General features: G+C 67.4%; 15 protein-coding genes and 1 pseudogene. 7 read left to right on the forward strand and 9 right to left on the reverse strand.

Going from position 1 to position 19,963, the window contains the following annotated elements; genetic code table 11:
* Nucleotides 1–255: 255 nt before the first annotated feature.
* Nucleotides 256–693, forward strand: coding sequence for a hypothetical protein (locus OG716_RS37865; RefSeq protein ID WP_405135032.1), 438 nt, complete (start codon nt 256–258; stop codon nt 691–693).
* 90 nt (nt 694–783) lie between these two features.
* Here OG716_RS37865 and OG716_RS37870 read toward each other — a convergent pair whose 3' ends face one another.
* The 4 genes and pseudogenes from OG716_RS37870 to OG716_RS37885 all read right to left on the reverse strand — a co-directional run.
* Nucleotides 784–1,269, reverse strand: a complete 486-nt coding sequence (locus OG716_RS37870; protein WP_355118892.1) for a GNAT family N-acetyltransferase — start codon at nt 1,267–1,269, stop codon at nt 784–786.
* Nucleotides 1,266–1,874 carry an acid phosphatase gene (locus OG716_RS37875; RefSeq protein ID WP_405135033.1) on the reverse strand — a complete coding sequence of 203 codons (609 nt, stop codon included), beginning with the start codon at nt 1,872–1,874 and terminating at the stop codon, nt 1,266–1,268. The genes OG716_RS37870 and OG716_RS37875 overlap by 4 nt, the downstream gene beginning before the upstream one ends.
* 96 nt (nt 1,875–1,970) lie before the next feature.
* Complete coding sequence (locus OG716_RS37880) at nt 1,971–3,194, reverse strand: hypothetical protein (protein ID WP_405135034.1); 1,224 nt, start codon at nt 3,192–3,194, stop codon at nt 1,971–1,973.
* 2,433 nt (nt 3,195–5,627) lie between these two features.
* Nucleotides 5,628–7,160 (reverse strand): annotated as a pseudogene (locus OG716_RS37885) (DEAD/DEAH box helicase); the annotation flags it as partial.
* A gap of 513 nt (nt 7,161–7,673) precedes the next feature.
* On the opposite strand from OG716_RS37885, the gene OG716_RS37890 reads away from it, so the two are divergent.
* A complete protein-coding gene (locus tag OG716_RS37890; protein ID WP_405135035.1) occupies nt 7,674–8,747 on the forward strand; it encodes an alpha/beta fold hydrolase in 1,074 nt (357 codons plus the stop codon).
* A gap of 50 nt (nt 8,748–8,797) precedes the next feature.
* Here the strand turns inward: OG716_RS37890 and OG716_RS37895 are convergent, their stop codons facing one another.
* On the reverse strand, nt 8,798–9,943 hold the full coding sequence (locus OG716_RS37895; protein ID WP_405135036.1) for an SGNH/GDSL hydrolase family protein: 1,146 nt from the start codon (nt 9,941–9,943) through the stop codon (nt 8,798–8,800).
* 178 nt (nt 9,944–10,121) lie between these two features.
* On the opposite strand from OG716_RS37895, the gene OG716_RS37900 reads away from it, so the two are divergent.
* On the forward strand, nt 10,122–10,823 hold the full coding sequence (locus OG716_RS37900; protein WP_405135037.1) for a ferritin-like fold-containing protein: 702 nt from the start codon (nt 10,122–10,124) through the stop codon (nt 10,821–10,823).
* A gap of 173 nt (nt 10,824–10,996) precedes the next feature.
* Here the strand turns inward: OG716_RS37900 and OG716_RS37905 are convergent, their stop codons facing one another.
* Together OG716_RS37905 and OG716_RS37910 are read right to left on the reverse strand one after the other, a co-directional pair.
* Nucleotides 10,997–11,224, reverse strand: a complete 228-nt coding sequence (locus tag OG716_RS37905) for a DUF3107 domain-containing protein (protein ID WP_327141798.1) — start codon at nt 11,222–11,224, stop codon at nt 10,997–10,999.
* Between the two features lie 147 nt (nt 11,225–11,371).
* Nucleotides 11,372–12,037, reverse strand: coding sequence for a TetR/AcrR family transcriptional regulator (locus OG716_RS37910; protein ID WP_297612854.1), 666 nt, complete (start codon nt 12,035–12,037; stop codon nt 11,372–11,374).
* Nucleotides 12,038–12,333: 296 nt separating this feature from the next.
* Between OG716_RS37910 and OG716_RS37915 the strand changes: the two genes are divergently transcribed.
* The 3 genes from OG716_RS37915 to OG716_RS37925 all read left to right on the forward strand — a co-directional run bounded on the left by OG716_RS37915 (nt 12,334) and on the right by OG716_RS37925 (nt 15,962).
* Nucleotides 12,334–13,515, forward strand: coding sequence for a DUF3152 domain-containing protein (locus OG716_RS37915; protein WP_405135038.1), 1,182 nt, complete (start codon nt 12,334–12,336; stop codon nt 13,513–13,515).
* 143 nt (nt 13,516–13,658) lie between these two features.
* Nucleotides 13,659–14,846, forward strand: a complete 1,188-nt coding sequence (gene moeZ, locus OG716_RS37920; protein WP_327141794.1) for an adenylyltransferase/sulfurtransferase MoeZ — start codon at nt 13,659–13,661, stop codon at nt 14,844–14,846.
* A 261-nt stretch (nt 14,847–15,107) separates the two neighbouring features.
* Nucleotides 15,108–15,962, forward strand: coding sequence for a TIGR02569 family protein (locus OG716_RS37925; RefSeq protein WP_405140217.1), 855 nt, complete (start codon nt 15,108–15,110; stop codon nt 15,960–15,962).
* A 69-nt stretch (nt 15,963–16,031) separates the two neighbouring features.
* Here the strand turns inward: OG716_RS37925 and OG716_RS37930 are convergent, their stop codons facing one another.
* Nucleotides 16,032–17,483 carry an MFS transporter gene (locus OG716_RS37930; protein ID WP_405135039.1) on the reverse strand — a complete coding sequence of 484 codons (1,452 nt, stop codon included), beginning with the start codon at nt 17,481–17,483 and terminating at the stop codon, nt 16,032–16,034.
* Between the two features lie 221 nt (nt 17,484–17,704).
* Nucleotides 17,705–18,376, reverse strand: coding sequence for a FadR/GntR family transcriptional regulator (locus tag OG716_RS37935; protein ID WP_405135040.1), 672 nt, complete (start codon nt 18,374–18,376; stop codon nt 17,705–17,707).
* Between the two features lie 218 nt (nt 18,377–18,594).
* Between OG716_RS37935 and OG716_RS37940 the strand changes: the two genes are divergently transcribed.
* Nucleotides 18,595–19,746 (forward strand): MFS transporter, encoded by a 1,152-nt coding sequence (locus tag OG716_RS37940; protein ID WP_405140219.1) that lies wholly within the window; start codon nt 18,595–18,597, stop codon nt 19,744–19,746.
* The last annotated feature ends 217 nt before the right edge of the window (nt 19,747–19,963 follow it).

The following is a 19,963-nucleotide window of genomic DNA, read 5'->3' on the forward strand; positions in this document are numbered from 1 at the left end:
GGCCGCGAACCATGAGGCGGGCCACGAACCATGAGGCGGGCCACGAACCATGAGGCGGGCCACGAACCATGAGGCGGGCCACGAACCATGAGGCGGGCCACGAACCATGAGGCGGGCCGCGAACCATGAGGCGGGCCGCGAACCATGAGGCGGGCCGCGAACCACAGCGGGCCACGAGCCCTGGGGTGTTGGTTCTCGAAATTCATGGGGAGTGCGGGTGGGCTCGAGAACGACGCACGGTCGTAGGCTGGGCGCGTGGCTGAGCAGAACTCCGGCGAGCAGAACGTGGCGCCGACAACCGAGGTGGCGCCGACGACGGTCCGGGCGGCAGGTGTGCTGGTGGCCGTGCAGGGTGCGGCCGCTGTGATCTCGGGGATCGTCTTCGCGGTGATGGGTGTGACCGGGTCGGCGCACAGTGCCAAGAACAGCTATCTCACCGCGGGATACGCGGTGATCGTCGGCGGTGCGGTGCTCGCGGCGGGTCTGGGGCTGTGGCGCGGTCGTCGCTGGGGCCGGGCCATCGCGGTGATCACGCAGCTGCTGCTGCTCGGCGTCTCCTGGTTCATGGTCACCTCGGACCGCTTCGATCTCGCGGTTCCGTTCGCCGCGGTCGCCATCGCCGGGCTGGTGCTGTTGTTCGCGCCCGCGTCCAATCGGTGGATGGCCGCCGGGTACGACCTTCCCCCGGAATAGGACGAGCGTCCGGGAACGGTGCGTGTAGCACCCTGAACGCTCCGTAGCGGCCCTGTGGACGCTCGATCCTGTCCGAGGGTCTCGATCGGGTCAGTCGTCGGCGTGCGCGGCCAGGCGGCTCAGCGCGTTGCCTGCCAGGCGGAACCCGGTCCACTCGTCCTGGGGCACCGCGCCGAGGGCCTTGTAGAAGTCGATGGACGGCGTATTCCAGTCCAGCACCGACCAATCGACCCGGCTGTAGCCCTGTTCGACGGCCTCGCGGGCCAGCGCGGCGAGCAGATCGCGGCCGAGTCCGAGCCCGCGCGTCTCCGGCTTGACGAACAGATCCTCCAGGTAGATGCCGTGCACGCCGGTCCAGGTGCTGTAGTTCAGGAACCAGATGGCGCAGCCGGCCACACCCATCTCGCCCGGGCCCTCGGCGACGTGTGCGAAGACGGCCGGGTTCGGGCCGAACAGGGCGGTCTCGAGCTGCTCGGCGGTGAGGGTGCACTCCTCGCGCAGCTTCTCGTAGTCGGCGAGGTCATAGACGAGCTCCACCAGCGCGGGGATATCGGCGGGGGTGGCGCGGCGAATCATCTCCGAGGTCCTTCCAACTGTGCGGTCAGGTTGTGCGCGAGCACAGTTCGCGCCTGGTAGTCGTAGCCGAGCACGGTGATCGCGGCCGTGGACAGGAAGAACCTGCGGCCCTCGGTCACGTCGAATTCCGCCCAGCGGGCGATCAGCACCCGCGAGAAGTGCCCGTGCCCGACCAGCACCACATCGCGATTCGCGAGCTCCGGCAGCACCGAGGCCAGCACCCGATCCGCGCGTGTGCGCACCTGTCCGGCGTCCTCGCCCTCGGGGGTGACGCCGGTCCAGATGGTCCAGCCGGGCGCCATTTTCTGGATCTCCGGCGTGGTCAGGCCCTCGTATTCGCCGTAGTCCCATTCGGCCAGATCATTGTCGATGTGCACCCCGGTCAAACCGGCCAATTCGGCGGTGCGGGTGGCACGTTGGCGCGGGCTGCTGAATACCAGTGGATCGTGCAGATCCAGACCGGCCAGCAATTTCCCGGCAGCGAGGGCCTGTTCCTCCCCGTTGGGCGTCAGCGGAATATCGGTGCGCCCCGTGTGCTGGCGCGAAGCCGACCACTCGGTTTCGCCATGTCGTAGCAATATCAGCCGAAAATCGTGTGCGGACACGAGTCGATCATGCCTGACAATCCTCGCGACTCCGGCACCGGCGCACGGAAAGGGGCGCGGCGGCGTCTGCGCCGGGAGCAGTCGGGCGGTATGCGGCTATCCGACGCCGAGCGCGTAGAGCTCGGTGCCGCGCTGTTCGAGAATGGTCGGACCGACGGCGGCCAGCGAAATGGGTTCATTGTGATAATCGCTGCGCTGCACCGAGATCCGGTTCGTCTGCGCACCGGTGGTGGGATCCAGCGCGGCCAGGCCGTCCGGAACCGGAACCAGGAGCTGGCCGGAAAGGAGTGTGGGAGTGCCGAGTACGTGCTGCACACCCCACAGCGGATCGAATGTGGTGGCATTCAGCGCGATCAGATTCTCGCCGGTATAGATGAAGAACGCGGAACTCAGATGGCTGACCGAAGCCTTGTCCGACAGCGGCGCGGAAAGCTGGTGCGTGGCAATGGAATTACCCGACACATCGTAGATCGCCAATTGCGGTGCGGTGGCGCCTGTTCCGGGCAGGTAGAGCGCGATTCGGCTGTCGGACACCGCGAGTACGCGCGCACCGTCGACCGCGCCGCCGGGCTCGGTCAGTACGTGTGAGCCGTACTCCTCGGGGGTGGTGGAGTCCTTCGGCGCGGGATTGAGAATGGTGAGCCGGTCCGCACCGTCATTGGGGCAGCGCTCCAGGACCGCGAGGCGGCTCGGCGCCGAGGACGCCGAGAGCAGGGTGCAGCCGGTGCGTGGTTGCGTGCGGGGATTGACCGGGGCGTCGACCCTGCCGTATTCGAGGGTACGCACCAGATCCGAACGCCACATCTCGAGCCGGTCGCTGCCCTGCGCCAGGGCATAGGTGCCGTCCACGGACAACTTGATGGACTCGTCCATATAGCTGGACCGGGCGGCGAGCCGGGCGCCGGTCTCCGCATTGAGCATGGTGGTCTGGCTGCAGCCGCGATCATCCCGATAGGTGGCGATGACCGTGCCGAACTGGGATTCCATGGCGCACAGCGGCATATCGCGGTGGTACTTCCACACCTGCTGCCCGGTCTGCGGATCGCGGCCGATCACATCACCGCCGTCGGCGGTGACCGCGACCCCGCCCACGGCGATCGCGCGGGCGGTCGCCGCATCCGGCGCATGCCAAAGCTCGCGCACGCCCTTGGGGAGCTGCTCGGGAGTGGGTGGTGCGGAGAGGGTCCGGTCTGTGGTCACCGATGTGCTGTGGCGCACATCGCTGCGCCAGCCGACCACCGCTGTCGCGATCGCCACCAGGGCGACGATCGCGACAGCGGTCAGAATATCGGCGCGCTTTCGCCGCTCTGGTGCGAGCACGACAGCGAGACTAGCCGATTCGTGCCGCTACGCCGAGGCGGCGACAGCGGTGTCGGTTGCGGCCCCGGAGGATTCGCCGTTCACCTCGGCCTTGCGCCGCCGCGGCCGCTTGGCAGCGGTCTCACCGTCGCCCGAGCCGTTGCCCGCCGCAGCCGAATCGGCCACCGCGTGCACCGCCTCGACATCCGCCGTGGCGACCGTGCGAGCCGCCCGCTTCCGCGCCGGAGCCTTGGCAGCCTCCGCCTCGGCGGCAGCGTCGGCAGCCTTACCGGCCTTCTTGCGTGCACTCGCCTTGACCGGTTCGGCCTCGACCGCAACTTCGGCAACCGGAGCCGCCTTGCCGCTCTTCTTCCGAGCGCTCGCCTTCGCCGGCTCCGCCGCAACGGCTGCGGTATCGCCCGCGGCCTTTCCGGCCTTCTTGCCACCGGCAGCCTTGGCAGGCGCGGCGGCAACAGCTTCGGTGACGGCGTCAGCCTTGGCGGCCCGCTTGCGTCCGGCACCCCGCACCGCATCGGCAGCCACGGCTTCGGTAGTCGTGTCGCTCGCGACCCCCGCCGCAGCCTTCTTACGTCCGGCAGCCTTCACCGGCTCAGCCGCAACAACCTCGGCGACGGCTTTGCCGGCCTTCTTGCGCGTGGTGGCCTTGGCAGGCTCGACCGCAACGGTTTCGGAAACCTCGGCCGTAGCGGCAGCCTTGGTACGACCAGCCCGCTTCGCGGGTTCGGCCGCAACAGGACTCGGGTCGAGGACAGACTCGGCAGTTGCCTTAGCGCTCTGGCGAGTGCGCTTGGGCGCACCCTCTGAGACAGCGGCAGTCCCGAGCTCGCCGGAACCCTGTGCCGCAGCAGCGGATTCAGCGACCGGAGCCGACGTCGCCCGGCGGCGACCCTTGGCGGGAGCGGATTCACCGGTAGCGACCACCGCGACGGGTTCGACGGAACCGTTTGTCGCAGCGGCTGATCCGTCGACCGCAGCGGCCGGAGCCGAGGTCGCCCGGCGGCGGCCCTTGGCCGGGGCAGCTGCAGCGACTGTGGCGGCGGATTCCACGGAACTGCTTGCGGCAGTGGCGGATCCGTTCACAGCCTCGCTGGGAGCCTGAGCCGGGCGGCTGGCGCGCCGCCGACCCGTGGTCTTGACCGGCTCGCTCACGGCTTCCGTCGTGACGGCCGCATCGGCGGAACCGGGTGCGGCAGCAGCGGTATCGGTAACCACATCGCCGGGGGCGAGTGCCGGGCGACTGGCCCGGCGTCGGCCCGCGCGCTGCACCGGAGCAGCCACTTCAGCGGTCACGTCAGCCGCAGCGGGGGAGCTGACAGCAGGCGCAGCCACTTCAACGGTCACCTCGGCCGCAGCGGGGGAGCTGACAGCAGGCGCAGCCATTTCAGCGGTCACGTCGGCCGCAGCGGGGGAGCTGACAGCAGGCGCAGCCACTTCAGCGGTCACGTCAGCCGCAGCGGAGGAGCTGACAGCGGGCGTGGCCGACGTTGCGGAGACATTTGCCGCGCTGGCGGCAGCCTTGGTGGTACGTCCGCGAGTACGTCCGCTGCTCTGGACTGCTTCGCCTGCGACATCGGCGGTGACTGCCGGTTCGGTGGTCGCGGTGTGTGCTGCGACAGCCTCATCGCTTCCTGCCGGAGTCGCCGTCTTGCCGGCGCCACGGGTGCGCTTCGCCGGTGCGATTGCCTGGGCCGAATCCACTGAGGCCGCAGTCGAATTCACTGTGGTCTCGGTGGTCGGCGAATCGCCTGTGGCGTCGGCCGAGCCGTTGCCGGTTTCGGTCGTCGCCTTGGTGCGCCGGGTGCGAGTGCGCTTCGTGGGTTCCGAAGTGCCCTCGGTTGCGATGGGCGAACCGTTGGTGGCGGGTGCCTCCGGTGCGGCCTCGGCCACAGCGTTGGTGACGGCCGGAACGGCGGTGGTCACCGAGTCGGCGCTCGCGTGGACCGAACCGTTGGTGCTGCCCGTGGTGTTCGCGGTCTCGTCCGAGCCCCGGCGGCGGGTACGGCTGCGAGTGGAGCGGGCGGCGGGCTCGGCGGAGTCGGCGACTGCCGCCTGGCTCTGCTCCGCATCGCTGAAAGCGATTGCCGTGCTGTTGGATTCGGTGACAGCGGCTGCCGGGACCTCGGCGGTGCGGTCCGAAACCGCGCTGCCGGAATCCGCGACGGCATGGTCCGAAACCTCGGCATGGCTGCCCGGGCCGTTACTGCTCGCGCCATTGCTGTCGGCCTGGCCGCGTCCGCGTCCGCGCCGATTGCGCCTGCGGCGGCCCTCGGTCCTCGGTGCGTCGGTGTCCGAAGCCGGAGCGGCATGAGTGACCGACTCGCCGGAATCAGCAACTGCCTCAGCGCCATTGGCGACTGCCTGGGAGGAATCGGCGACTACACGACCGGAATCGGCGACTGCCTGGGCGGCATCGGCCGGGGCCGCACCGTTTCCGGCGACGGTCACGACGTCATTACCGGCCACGGCGGCATTGTCCGCGCCACCGCGTCCGCGACGGCGGCGACGACGGCCCGGCCGCTCCGAGGAACCCTCGGCATTGCCCGAATTGCCTTCGGACGCAGTCGAATCAGCCTCGCTGCTATTGACCTCGAAGCCGGGCTCACCGGCGCGCGCCCCACGGGTGCGCTTGCGATTGCGGTTGCGCGGTGCGCGGCTCTCGCGCTCCACGACCACGGCGTCCTCTTCCCGCACGACCGGGCGCTTGCGCACAATGCCGGTGGTGCCGGCGGGAATGCCGAGTTCCTCGAACAGGTGCTTGGAGCTGGAGTACGTCTCCACCGGCTCGGGCATGCCGAGCTTGAGCGCCTGGTCGATGGAGGCCCAGCGCTTGAGCTCGTCCCAGTCGACGAAGGTGACGGCCACGCCGCTGCGTCCCGCGCGGCCGGTACGGCCGATGCGGTGCACGTAGGTCTTCTCGTCCTCGGGGCACTGGTAGTTGATCACGTGCGTGACATCGTCGATATCGATACCGCGCGCGGCGACATCGGTGGCGACGAGCACGTCGACCTTGCCCTCGCGGAACTTCTTCAGCGCCTTCTCGCGCTGCACCTGCCCGAGGTCGCCGTGTACCGCGCCGACCGAGAAGCCGCGCTCGGCCAGATCGTCGGCCACCTTCTGCGCGGTGCGCTTGGTGCGGGCGAAAATCATGGTGGCGCCGCGGGTTTCGGCCTGCAGGATGCGGGCGACGAGTTCGCTCTTGTCGAGAGCGTGTGCCCGGTAGGCGAACTGCGTGATGCGGTCGGTGATCGTCGCGTCGTGCGGCTCCTCGGCCCGAATGTGGGTGGGCCGGTTCAGGAATGTGCGCGCCAGGGTGATGATCGGCCCCGGCATGGTGGCCGAGAACAGCATGGTCTGCCGCTGGTCCGGAACCATATTGAGAATGCGCTCGATATCGGGCAGGAAGCCCAGGTCGAGCATTTCGTCGGCCTCGTCCAGCACCAGGACCTGGACCTTGCCCAGAATCAGATGCTGCTGTTCGGCCAGATCCAGCAGTCGTCCCGGGGTGCCGACGACCACATCGACGCCGGCGCGCAGCGCGGCGATCTGGGTGTCGTACGGGCGGCCGCCGTAGATGGAGGTCACCCGCAGCGGGGTGCCGTCCGGCGACGTGGCGTACTTGCTGGCGTTCTCCAGATCGGAGGTGACCTGCATGCACAGCTCACGCGTCGGCACGATGATCAGCGCGCGCGGGGTGCCGTCGAGCGGAATGGTGCCCGAGGTCCCGGAGCCGATGCGGTGCAGCAGCGGCACGCCGAAGCCGAAGGTCTTGCCCATGCCGGTACGGGCCTGACCGATGAGGTCCTCACCGGCCAGCGCGAGCGGCAGGGTGAGTTCCTGGATGGCGAAGGTGCGGTCGATGCCCATTTCGCTCAGGGCGCGCACGATCTGCGGGTTGACACCCAGTTCGGCGAAGGTGGGGGCAGTGTGGGTTTCGTCGAGCTCCGCCGTCAGTAGCGTGTCAGCCACGCCCGGCTCCTGCTCTACGGTGATCTTGCTCAGGGTTCGTGCCTTCCTCGTTTTATCGCGTCTCGCGCGCACGAGGTGGGGCGGACCGGTCGGTCCGCGACGACCACTTGATCCGGGTTTCTGTCGCCGCTGCGGGATACCCATCCGGTGTGATTCGGACTGGCATCGACCTGCGCGGCGGACAATGTTGCGGATCGGAGTGCGCGCACATTTTCCGTGGACTACGGCCGCCCGAGCACCGGTTCACGGTGTATCCGGCAAACTCGTTCGAGCGAAAATTTCCGTTGTCTGCGGAGATTGTAGCGTGATACGGTCTTCGCCCCTTTTTCCGCCACCGCAATTGCGCAGCGGTATATCGCTGGTAGGCGCGATTGCGGCATATCGCCGCCGCCCGCGGCGGAACTTCGCACCCGCGTTAAGGATTGCGCCGCACCGCAATTGGCCCGCAAGCCGAGCATACCCCGCCTGGTCGACAGTTGGATTGCTCACATAGGTGTTACAAGCTGTAGCAGCATGTGCGAAGTTGTGCGGGTGAGCCTGGCAGACACCGTGAGCACCGCCGCGCGCAATGCGTGGGCCCTGACCTTCGGCACCGGCATCGGTGACCCCGAACCCACCCCGTCGACGGTGGTATCGGTCGCACCGCATCGCGAGTTGCGCCGCTACGACGGTCTGGACGCGGACGGCCCGGCCGGCGCCGACGATCCTGCCGTACTGCTGGTGCCGCCGCTGGCCGCACCCGCCTTCTGCTTCGATCTGCGCCCCGACCAGAGCATGGCGCGCTTCCTGCGCGATACCGGCCGGGCCACCTACCTGGTCGATTACGGCGATATCACCTTCGAGGACCGCCGCATGGGCTTCGAGGACTGGATCGACGACATCCTGCCCGAGTCCATCCGCCAGGTATCCGCCGATCGCGGCGGGCGCGCGGTCGATCTGGTGGGCTGGTCCATCGGCGGCGTCCTGGCGCTGCTGACCGCCGCCGCGGATCCGACGCTGCCCATCCGTTCCATCACCGCCGTCGGCGCCCCGCTGAGCTACGACCACATGGTCGGCGTGCGGGAACTGCGCGCGCTGGCCCGGCTGGACGGCGGCCGCACCGCCACCGCCGCCATTCGTGCCACCGGCGGCGTCTCCGCGCAGCTGACCCGCATCGCCTACCGCGCCACCGCCTGGGACCGAGAACTCAAGCGCCCCTTCTTCATTGCGAGCAATCTGACCGACACCGCGACGCTGGCGCGGATGGAGACCATCGACCGGTTCCAGAATTCGCTGCCCGGATATCCGGGCCGGTTCTACAACCAGCTGTGGGGCCGGTTCATGTTGAACAACGACATCGGCAAGGGCGTAGTGCATTTCGGTGATCGCACCATCGCCCTCGCCGATGTCACCGTGCCGGTGCTGCTGGTCGGCGGGCCGACCGATGTGATCACCCCGGCCGCGGCGGTGGAGCACGGCCTGACCACGCTGACCGGATCACCGCAGGTACGCTACGAGACCGCACCCGGCTCCCACCTCGGCCTCCTCTCGGCCCGCGACACCACCTGGACCTACCTGGACAAGTTCCTGCGCGACCTCGCTCAGTGAGGTGTGGGTTTCAGGGGCTGAGCCCCTGAAACCCCACTGAGTCGGTTGTCTCAAATCCCGGGAACCGTTGGGAAAGGCCGTCTTTCGGGCCAGGACTGGCGGTTCAATTTGCCGAGCGTGTAGTTGGCGACCAGCACATCGGTGATCTGCCGGGCGATGAGTTCGTACACCGCCTGCGTGGGGTGAGCGAGATCGCTGGTGGTGAGGGCGCGGCGCAGGGCCGCGGGAGTGTCATCGCGCATCCCGAGATAGGGCACCGGCCCGTGCTCCTGTGCCAGCGGGGTGAGTTGGAAGGTGGTCGCACCGTCCGCGACGACCTGCATCCAATCGGACATGCGCACCAGCGAGATATTGCCGGGCGTCGCGCCGGGTCCGTCGTGGGGGCCGGGGCCGGGCGGCGGCCAGTGCGTCGCCAGATAGCCGAGGGCGTCGTTGAATTTGGCGACGTTCTTCACCGCCTTCTCCACCGCGGCATCGCCCTTGTCGGCAGCCTTGTCCTGGAAGCGCACCGACACCAGGGGGCTGGGCAGGTCGATGAGAATGAAGTGCTCGTTGCCGGGATTCGTCGGGAACGAGTTCGGGATGGAATTGACCAACTGGTAGATCTCCTCGATCAGCGGCCCGACGCCGGTGCCGGGTTTGTCCACCCGGCCGGACAGATTGTCCGGAACCGGCCGCTCCGCGGTGATGAGGTCATTGAGCCCGATCCAGATGATGTGGAGCGTCGGCCCGGTGAATTGGTCCTGCGCGGTGCCGGCCATGACCGCCTTGGTGGGGGCCATCAGCGCCCGGCGAGCCTTGATGTATTCGGCGACTTGATCTTTCAGATATCCGAGCGCTCCGGCCTTCGGTTTCCAGTCCGAGGCCGCGATGGCGCCGCCCTCCGCGTAGTTGGCATAGCGCACCGGCGCGAGATTTCCGGTGTGGGTGCCCAGTACCACTGAGCTGTCGCTCAGTGTCCGATGCGGCGCGGTCGCCTCCTCGGTCCTCTTCCTGTCCTCGCGGATGAGCGATTCGCCGCCCATCCATTCGACCAGGAAATCGGCCCAGTTCTTACCGTCGCTATAGCGACCGACCTCATTGGTGCGCATCATGCCCGCCGCGCGGGCGAACATTCCGCTGGGCGCTTCGCGTTTGATGCCGATATCCGAGAGGCTGTCGCCCAGGACGATCAGATTTTGAATTGCGGTTGGCATGGAGTTCTCCCCACCGGAGGGTTTCGTACCGGTAGCCCCGGGCGCCGAGCCGGCACAGGGCCGGTATGATCATGAAATTGCAAGTGGCGCAAGGACTTACGAACATTTTGAGCGTACGCCGCGCAATGTCTCACCGATGGGTGATTGGCGTTCAGGATCGCGGACTAGGGTGGTGGCCATGGGAGCAAACTCGTCTACTGCGCTGGGCGCCGCGTCGGAATCGGCCGACGACCGGGTCGCCGCCAGTCACCCCGGAGTCACCGACCTTTTCGCGGTTCTCGCCTACGGTGAGATCTCCGCCTTCTATCGTCTGGCCGAAGAGGCGAAACTTTCGCCCTCACTGCGCGGCAAGGTCGCCGTCGCCAAGATGGCCGCCAATGAAATGGGCCATTTCGAGACGCTCGAACTGGCGCTCGCCGCCCGCGGCGCCGAGGTATTCGACGCCATGGCCCCGTTCGTCCGCGCGCTGGACGCCTATCACGCCTCCACCGACCCCTCCACCTGGTTGGAGTCGATGGTCAAGTTCTATGTCGGTGACGGTATCGCCGCCGACTTCTATACCGAGATCGCCGGCGCCCTGGCCCCCGAGGTCGCCGATGTGGTGCGTGATGTGCTGGCCGAGACCAGCGATTCGGAATTCGTCATCGAAGAGGTGCGCACCGCGGTCGAGCAGAATCGCTCCGAGCGCGACCGGCTCACGCTGTGGGGTCGCCGCCTGCTCGGTGAGGCGATCACCCAGGCGCAGTACGTCATGGCGCAACGTGACGAGCTGACCGAACTGGTGCTCACCGCGACCGGTGATCTGAACGGTATCGCCGTGCTCTTCGAGCACATGCAGGACAGCCACGCCGAGCGCATGCGCGTCCTGGGCCTGGGTTAAGGCTGACCCGCCTCTCCGCACCTTTTGCCGGCCAGATAGTGCCGGAGGACTAGCGTTGCGGACCGGCGGATGGCAGGCGGCGCACTTTCGCCCGTACCCCCGGAGTTACCCAGAACTTGCGAAACAACTTGCCCCGCTGAGATTCTCAGCGGGGCAATTGTCTTACTGCTCACTCAGACGGCGGCGAAGCCGACCCGGCCGGCAGCCGCAGCACCGATCTCGACATACGCGACCTTGTTGGCCTGGATCAGGAACTTGCGGCCCTTCTCGTCGGTCAGCGCCACGACGCCGCTCTCGCCCTGCAGCGCACCGGAAACCAGTGCCTCCACCTCGGCGGGCGTCTGCGAGCTATTGATGATCAGCTCACGTGGGCTATCCGAAATACCGATCTTGACCTCCACGGCCAACCTCCGAACCTAGAGTCCTGTGCTGTCGACGCCAAGGCTAGTGCAGCCGCACGGGGGCGCGGCAGAGACCGCCCTGCGCTCTGAGCGAACGTGTGCCCTGCGAACTGCTCCGCGTGCCCTGCGAACTACTCGAGGGCCTGCTCAGTCGATCGGGTGCAGCGGGATATGCGAGAGACCACCCCAGCAGAGCGCGACCGTGGTGTCCACGGCCTCGTCCTTGGGGATCGGCCGATCGGCCTCCAGCCAGTAGCGGGCACTGAACTGGCTGGCGCCTACCAGGCCGACCGCGAGTACGCGGGCGCGGTACGGGTCCAGACCGGAGTCGTGGGCGACGAGGTCGAAGACCGCGTCCACACACGCTTCGGTGGCCTGCTCCACCCGCCGCTGCACCTGCGGCTCATTGGTGAGGTCCGATTCGAATACCAGTCGGAAGCCCTGGGTTTCGTGATCGACGAAGTCGAAGTACGCCTGCACGGCCGCGCGGACGCGGAACCGGTTTTCGGTGGTGGAGCGCAGCGCCTGGCGCACGCTCGACACGAGGGCGTCGACATAGTTCTGCAGCACGGCCAGATACAGCTCGAGTTTGCTCGAGAAGTGCTGGTACAGCACGGGTTTGCTGACGCCTGCACACTGCGAGATCTCGTCCATACCGGCGGCGTGGTAGCCGCGGAGGACGAAAACCTCACCCGCAGCGGCCAGCAACTGTGCGCGACGGGCCTCGCGGGGCAGTCGGGTGCCGCGCTTTGTCGGCGCCGTAGCCTCGGATGACGTGCGGTGAGCGGTCATCCGGTCCACGAGGTCAGTCATTTTCCGATCTCCCAGTCGATTACCGGCGGAAAGGATGTCACCGGGTATCCCTCGAACGATACTCGCTCGAGGGGTCCGCGCTGATCCAGGTTCCGAATATTGGTGTGCTGGATGTTGGCGATCCGCACTGGATATTTGTCGATACGCGCGGTGATGACCGTTGTCGCGGCCGCTGCGCGTGCTGGGTTGATTATGCGAGCCCGGTCACAAATGGGAAGCACTTGTCCCGATTTGTGAGATCTGTCGCTGTCTGCGCGACGGCACCCGACCGTGTCCGCACGCTCTGTGAGAGTCTGATGAGCGTGACCGACGATGGGGGCAGATACTCCGGCGGGCGCGATTCACGCCGACCCGTAGCAGCCGGTGCGCCACGCCCAGCGGTTTCCGGTGGCTCGAAGAGTGCATCGAAACGAAAAGGCAGACCGACCGGCCCGATTTACGATCCGCTCGGTCTGTACGACGCGAGCGACGCACCGCAGTCCGCGCCGTCCGGACTCCCGGCGACCATCGGCGACCGCCTGCCGCTCCCGCACGAACCGCTGCGGGCCAGCTGGGATCCGACCTCGACGCCCGATGATGCCCGCACCCGCGAGCGCCCGGACCGCGAGGGCAAGAAGCAGAGCGGCCTGGGCCGCTTCGTCTCCACCTACGGCTGGCGCGCCTACGCGCTGCCGGTGCTGCTGGCGATCACGGTGCTGGTGGCGGTGGACGCCTTCCGCAGCGGCCCGGACAGCGTCGCCGATCTGCCCGGCTTCGGCCGACTGAGCGATCACACCGACAAGCCCGCCGGAATCATCGGCGGTGCGCCCAAGGGCGACGGCAAGTTCGCCGCCGATCTGCCCACCGGCGCGGTGCCCGGCGGCGGCCCGTACACCGATACCGGTACGGGCGCTTGGCATGTGGTGCCCGGCAGCACCGCTCAGGTGGGCACCGGTTCCGAGCACGTCTTCTCCTACACGGTGGAGATCGAGGACGGCGTGGACACCTCGAGCCTCGGCGGCGACGACGCGATCGGCCATATGGTCGATGCCACGCTGTCGAATCCCAAGAGCTGGACCCATGATTCGCGCTTCGGCTTCCGCCGCATCGACAACGGCACTCCGGATTTCCGCATCTCGCTCACCTCGCGCGACACCACGCGCAAGGCCTGCGGATTCGAAATCCCCATCGACTCCTCCTGCTACAACACCGATCTCGGCCGCGTGGTGCTCTCGGAGGTGCGCTGGGTGCGCGGCGCACTGGCCTTCGAGGGTGACGTCGGCTCGTACCGGCAGTACCAGATCAACCACGAGGTCGGCCACGCCATCGGCTACCACGAACATCAGCCCTGCGAGACCGACGGCGGTCTGGCCCCGGTGATGATGCAGCAGACCTTCGGCACCCGCAACAACGACATCGCCACCCTGGACCCGGCGGGCGTCGTGCCCATGGACGGCAAGAAGTGCCGCTTCAACCCCTGGCCCTACCCGCGCGGTTAGGCCGGGGCCGCCGGCGCGGCGGCAGGCTGGGCCGGGCGGATCGGCTCGGGTGGTGCGACCTAGGCTGGGAAGAACGGTCCGGTCCTCGGTGTTGCACGTGTGGCCGCGAGTAGTCGGCGAATTCGATTGAGGAGTCCGCAAGCGTGACAGCATCGCATCAGTCCCTGCCGCCCCTGGTGGAGCCGGCCGCGGAGCTGACCAAGGACGAGGTCGCCCGCTACAGCCGCCACCTGATCATTCCGGATCTCGGGGTGGACGGTCAGAAACGTTTGAAGAATGCCCGGGTGCTGGTCATCGGCGCCGGTGGCCTCGGTTCCCCGGCCCTGCTGTATCTGGCGGCCGCCGGTGTGGGCACGCTCGGCATCGTCGAATTCGACGAGGTGGACGCCTCCAATCTGCAGCGGCAGATCATTCACGGCGAATCCGATATCGGCCGGTCCAAGGCCGACAGCGCGCGGGATTCGATTCTGGAGATCAATTCCGGAATCACCGTGCGGCTGCACAAGATTCGCCTCGAACCCGAGAACGCCATCGAGCTGTTCGAGCAGTACGACCTGATCGTGGACGGCACCGACAACTTCGCCACCCGCTACCTGGTCAACGACGCCGCGGTACTCGCGCACAAGCCCTATGTATGGGGTTCGATCTACCGGTTCGAGGGCCAGGTCTCGGTGTTCTGGGAGGACGCCCCCGACGGTCGCGGTCTCAATTACCGCGATCTGTACCCGGAAGCGCCGCCGCCGGGCATGGTCCCGTCCTGCGCCGAGGGCGGCGTACTGGGCGTGCTGTGCGCGTCCATCGGCTCGATCATGGTGACCGAGGCGATCAAGCTGCTCACCGGTATCGGTGACCCGCTGCTGGGCCGGCTCATGGTGTACGACGCACTCGATATGACCTACCGGACCATCAAGTTGCGCCGCGATCCCGAGCGGCAGCCGATCACCGAACTCATCGACTACGACGCCTTCTGCGGTGTGGTGTCCGAAGAGGGTCAGCTGGCGGCCATCGGTTCCACCATCACCGCCCGCGAGCTCAAGGACATGCTCGACGCGGGCAAGGATGTGGCCATCATCGATGTGCGCGAGCCCGTCGAATGGGACATCGTCCGCATCGAGGGCGCGACCCTGATCCCCAAGGACCGCATCCTCACCGGTGAGGCGCTGGCCGAACTCCCTCAGAACCGCCCGATCGTGCTGCACTGCAAGACCGGTATCCGTTCCGCGGAAGCGCTTGCCGCACTCAAGAACGCGGGCTTCTCCGACGCCACCCACCTGCAGGGCGGCATCATCGCCTGGGCCAACCAGGTGGACCCCTCCCTCCCGGTCTACTGATCATCCGTCCCCGGGCTGCTCGACCCGCAGGTTGCTCCGACCGCCTTCCGGGCTGCCACGTCCTGCCCTTCCGGCATGCTTTCGGCAGGGATCCACGGTGACCAACTCGGCCACCGGGTGATCCTGCCCGGAGTTTGCCGGAATGGCGAAGGGCCATAACGCCGTCCGAAGGTCCCGTGCCGCAGTCAAGCAGACCGAACGGTCGCCCGGCGCGGCATCCGATTCGGCCTCTCTTGCGGCGGTAGCGTACGCCGCGTGACCATGACTGCTGTGGAACCTCCCGAGCACGTGCGCTCAACCTTCGGGTTGCGCGAAGTCGCGCCGGTTCCGCTGGGGAACTGGGACGGCGGCTGGCGTTGCGGCGATGTGGTGCTGAGCCCGGTGACCGATCATGCGCGTGCCGCGTGGTCGGCCAAGGTGCGTGAGACGCTGCGAGTCGACGGGCTGCGCCTGGCGCGGCCCGTGCGCGCCACCGACGGTCGATATGTCGTCTCCGGCTGGCGCGGTGACACCTATCTGGACGGCGTGCCGGAACCGCGGCACGACGAGGTGGTGTCGCTGTCGCTGCGACTACACAAGGTGACCCAGCAGCTGGAGCGCCCGCGCTTCCTGGCGCAGGCGCCGGTCGCGCCGTGGGTGGATGTGGATGTTTTCGCTGCCGCCGACCGCGCCGCCTGGGAGGCGGTGCCGCTGCGCAGCCTCAAGGTCGGCGGCATGCTGCCCGCCACCTCACCCGACGGTGACCGCAGCCTGCACCTGATCACGCAGCTCTCGACCCTGCGCAAGCCGGTGGCGACACCGCCGCAGCTGGTGCACGGCGATCTCTTCGGCACCGTGTTGTTCACCGGCGGCGGGCTCGCGCCCGGCCTCACCGACATCACCCCGTACTGGCGGCCCGCCCCCTGGGCCGCGGCGGTGATCGTGGTCGACGCCCTGTCCTGGGGCGGCGCCGACGACGGACTGCTGGAGCGCTGGGGGAGTCTGCCCGAATGGCCGCAAATGCTGGTGCGCGCGGTCATGTTCCGCCTCGCGGTACACGCCCTGCACCCTCGCTCGACGCCGGAGGCCTTCCCGGGCCTGGGCCGCACCGCCGATCGAATCCGCCTGCTGCTGTAGGCGAATCCGCAAAAACAACTGTTGCGCCGAGCGAATTGCTCGGCGCAACAGTCGTTTTCGAGTGAAGTACTACACGTTGGCGTGTGCCAGCGACGGTGCGCGGCCGGTGGCGAACGATGAGCGCAGGTAGAACCACCAGGTCAGCCCGCCCATGGCGAGATACGCGACAACGTAACCCCAGAAGGCGGGATTCATATTGCCGTAGTGCAGGCCCGAGAGCCGCAGGGCCTGCTGCAGCACCCAGCCGCCCGCGGCCCCGACCGCCCCGATGACGCCGATGGCCGCCCCCGCCTGCCGCTTGGCCGAGATCAGCGCGGCGCCGATGTCCTGTCCGGTCTCCGAGGCCCGGCGGCGCGCCTCCGCAGTGAAGATCATCGGAATCATCCGATAGGTCGAACCATTGCCGACCCCGGAGAGCGCGAACAGCAGCAGGAACGAAATCAGGTACAGCGGAAAGCTTTTCGCCGACAGCGACATCATGATCAGCAGTGTCGCGATCGCCATCCCGCCGAATACGCAGAGGGTGATCCTGGCCCCGCTCAGCTTGTCCGACACCCAGCCGCCGAAGGGCCGGCTCATCGATCCGACGAGTGCGCCCAGGAAGGCGAGATTGCCGAGCGTCCCCATCCAGCCGATCTTGGCGAGCTCCGGGAAGTTGGCCTTCAGCAGGGTCGGGAAGGCGAAGGAGTAGCCGATGAAGGATCCGAAGGTGCCGACATAGAGCACTGCCATCACCCAGGTGTGCGGATTGCCCAGCGCCGATTTGTACGACGTCCCATCGGATTTCGCGCCGGAGAGCGAATCCATATAGCGCAGCGCGCCGAACATGGCGATGAGGATGAACGGAATCCACATGAGCACCGCGAGTGTGATGCCGAAGCGGAAGCCGCCCGGATTCTTGGCCATGATGTGCGTGCCGAGGGTGATGATCAGCGGTACGAACAGCTGGGTCTGCGCGACGCCGAGATTGCCGCCCGCCGCGTTGATGCCCAGGGCCGCACCCTTTTTCCCTTCCGGGAAGAAGAAGTTGATATTGGCCATCGACGAGGAGAAGTTGCCGCCGCCGACACCCGCCAGTGCGGCCAGCACCATGAAGACCCACATCGGCGTCTGCGGCTGGTTGATGAACCAGGCCAGGCCGAGGGTGGGCACCAGCAGCATGCCGGCGCTGAACACGGTGAAGGCTCGCCCGCCGAACCGCGGGATGGCGAAGGTGTACGGAATGCGCAGGGCCGCACCGACCAGGGTGGGGGTGGAGGTGAGCAGCAGCGCGTTGCTGACCGCGCTGGGTCCGGTCATGAAGTGGAATCCGGCCGAGCCCATGGCCGTGACAACGCTTGCCCAGATAACCCAGATGCTGAACCCGAGATTTTCTGCGAATACCGAGAAGATCAGATTCTTGCGGGCGGTTTGCCGCCCGCCGTTCTCCCAGAATTCGTTATTGTCCGGCTCCCAGTGATCGATCCACCGGCCTCGTTGCTGATATCGGAAAGTGAACTCCGGCGCCTCTACCGTTGCCATCTGCAGTGTTCCTCTCGCACTACCGACCGCCCTCATCGCCTGGCGATCCTCACCGGTCTCGTTCAGGTGTTCTCCCGGAATGCGTTCCGGGAGAAGGTCCCTGCGGTCGCGTTCACCGTACGAAGTACTGGTTACGCACAGGGGTTTTCCGGTGACGTCAGAGGTAATTCCGGCTCACCTTCCGGTGATGCACGCGGTGACCTTTCGGTTACCCGGAAGATTTATCGTGCGTCCGGAAATTCGGCGATCAGTGAGCTGAGGAAGCAATTGGCCGCGCGCGCAGCGCCTTCCGGGTCGCCGTCGACGACGGCGCGCACCAGTTCGGCGTGTTCGTCATGGTAGGCCGCCCCCGCCTTTTCGGAGCGGGAGCGGATGACGGCCTCGATGATGGGCAGCAGCGAGTCGTAGAACTCGAGGTATACCGCATTGTGGCTGGCGACCACGATGGCGCGGTGCAGCTGCACATCCGCCTCGATGGCGGCGTCGAAATTGTCGTCCCAGGTGGCCCGGCGATCCTCGAGCAGTCGTTCGAGGTCGGCGATATCGCCGGCGTCGCGGCGCTGGGCGGCGAGGGCGGCGGCGGTGGTGTCCAGGGCCTGCCGCAATTCGAGGATGTCGCGCTGCTGGGCGTCGGCGAAGTATTCGGCGAGGGTGCCGCCCAGCGTTGAGGTGGAGATCACATAGGTCCCGGAACCCTGCCTGCGTTCGAGCATGCCCGCGTGCACGAGCGCCTGGACGGCCTCGCGGACGGTATTGCGGCCGGTGCCGGTGAGTTCGGTCAGCTCCGGCTCGGTGGGGATACGCGAGCCGACCGACCAACGGCCGGAACGGATTTCGGCACGCAGCTGCTCGGTGACCTGGGCGATGAGGCTGGTGCGTCGGACTGGTTGCACGGGAGTCAGCGTACCGTGCCTCACATTCTTTGCATCACATCATCGGGTCATCCTATGATTTTGTGGTGACTGTGACGCTGAGTGCCGAGACGCTGCACGACGAGACGGCCCCCGCCGGGGGCCGTTCTGCTGCCCGACCGCAGGAGGTCGTCGTCGACCGGGTGATCCGCAAGCGCTCCCTCGTCGAGGGGCGACTCCTGGTACTCGCCGCGATCATCATGTCCGCACTCACCCTGCGCATCGCGGTCACCGCATTCACCCCGCTGGCCGACCGGATCGGCACGGATATCGGGTACGGCACCGCGGCTGTCGGCGTCTTCGGCATGATCCCGACCGCCATGTTCGCCGCCGCCGGGCTGCTCACCCCCATTCTTTCCCGGCGGCTGGGCCTCGAGACCACGGCGCTGGTCGCCATGGGCATGACCGCCGCCGGATCCGCGATTCGCGCGGTGGTCCCCGACACCTGGGAACTGCTGGTGTTCTCGGCGCTGGCCCTGACCGGTATGGGCATCGGCAATGTGGTGATCCCGCCACTGGTCAAGCGGTACTTCTCCGATCGCCTGGCACTGCTGAGCTCGGTCTACATCGTCATGGTGCAGCTGGGCACGGTGGTCCCCGCCCTGGTGGCGGTGCCGATCGCGCAGGCGCACGGGTGGCGGATCTCGCTGGGGCTGTGGGCGATTCTGCCGCTCATCGCCATGCTGCCGTGGCTGGGCGTGCTGCGCATCCGCCGTGATCACGCCCGGGCGGACAGCACCGAAATGCCCGCCGACGCGGTCGAATCCACGGGCCGGGTGTGGAAGTCCTCGCTGGCCTGGGGCATGGCCCTGATGTTCGGCATGACCTCGCTGATCACCTACTCCATGTTCACCTGGATGCCGAAGATCTTCTCCGACGCCGGTGCGAGCGCCTCCTTCGGCGGCAGCATGGTCGGCATCTTCGCGCTCATCGGCTTGGTCGCTGCGCTCAGCGCACCGATTGTGGTGGGCCGCATGGCGAATCCGTTCCCGGTGGTCATCGCGTGCGCCGGTTTCTTCTTCGCGGGCTTCGCCGGGCTGCTGATCGCCCCGATGGCCGCGCCGCTGGTGTGGGTGCTGCTGCTGGGCCTGGGCCCGTCGACTTTCCCGATGGCGCTGACCCTGATCAATCTGCGCACCCGCACCTCCGCCGGTTCGGCCGCACTGTCGGGCTTCACCCAGGGCGTCGGCTATGCCGTGGCCTGCCTGGGTCCGGTGCTCTTCGGCGCGCTGCATTCGATGACCGGCGGCTGGCTGGCGCCGTTCGCGCTGCTGGTGGTCGCGGTGCTGGTGCTGCTCGCGGGCGCCTGGCTGGCCTGCAAGCCGCGCATGCTCGAAGACACCTGGCACTGAGCGAATTCGGCGAATTCACTTCCCGAGTTGCCGACCGGTGAGCTATTCGCCATGCTGTGTGGCGACACTCTCACCTCACGGTCGGTATTCGCGGGGTTGGGGTGTTCGTGACGCGCGGAAACTGTTGCGTCATATGCTCGAAACAAAGCTTCGGTTCTCACCGAGTGGTCCCGGGAAACGTGAGCAACCGTTGATCATGCGGTCATTCGGCGCAGCA

This window comes from Nocardia sp. NBC_01388 (assembly GCF_045040085.1).
Classification (GTDB): Bacteria; Actinomycetota; Actinomycetes; order Mycobacteriales; family Mycobacteriaceae; genus Nocardia.